Annotated in this window: 1 protein-coding gene; it reads left to right on the top strand. The window is 54.6% G+C overall.

Going from position 1 to position 859, the window contains the following annotated elements:
• Positions 1-859: tetratricopeptide repeat protein (locus AC0QH1_RS29170; protein WP_324634953.1), on the top strand; the 859-nt coding region annotated here is incomplete at both ends.

Raw genomic sequence — 859 nt, 5'->3', positions numbered from 1 at the left:
AATCCTTGCCCCTGTCTCGGCAAGTGGGGGATAAGGCACAGGAAGCAACTACCCTCAACAATATTGGCCAGGTTTACTCCGACCTGGGAGACCAGCAAACGGCCCTAGACTACTACAACCAATCCTTGCCCCTGTCTCGGGAAGTGGGGGATAAGGCAGGGGAAGCAGGTACCCTCTCCAATATTGGCCTAGTTTACTCCGACCTGGGAGACAAGCAAACGGCCCTAGACTACTACAACCAATCCTTGCCCCTGTTCCAGCAAGTGGGGGATAAGAAAGGGGAAGCAACTACCCTCTCCGATATTGGCGCGGTTTACGACGCCCTGGGAGACCAGCAAACGGCCCTAGACTACTTCAACCAATCCTTGCCCCTGACACGGGAAGTGGGGGATAAGGCAGGGGAAGCACGTACCCTCAACAATATTGGCGGGGTTTACGACGCCCTGGGAGACAAGCAAACGGCCCTAGACTACTTGAACCAATCCTTGCCCCTGAGACGGGAAGTGGGGGATAAGGCAGGGGAAGCGGTTACCCTCTATAATCTCGCTTCCACCAAACGCACTCAAGGCAACCTTACAGAAGCCCTAACCCACATCGAAGCCGCCATTGCCCTTATCGAAGACCTCCGCACCAAAATCGACAGCGAAAAGCTGCGCCAGTCTTACTTCGCTCAAGTGCAAAACCAGGGTTACTACGAATTCTACATCGACTTGCTGATGCAACTGCACCAGCAAAACCCGGATAAAGGCTACGACAAACAAGCCCTCAGTGCCAGCGAAAGTGCCCGCGCTCGCACGTTGTTAGAAATTCTCGCCGAAGCCAATGCCGATATCCGCACTGGCGTAGACCCGGAATTACG

It is taken from the genome of Phormidium sp. CCY1219, assembly GCF_055795085.1.
Note: the sequence above shows the minus strand (reverse complement) of the source record. Positions and strands in the feature narration are given on the sequence as shown.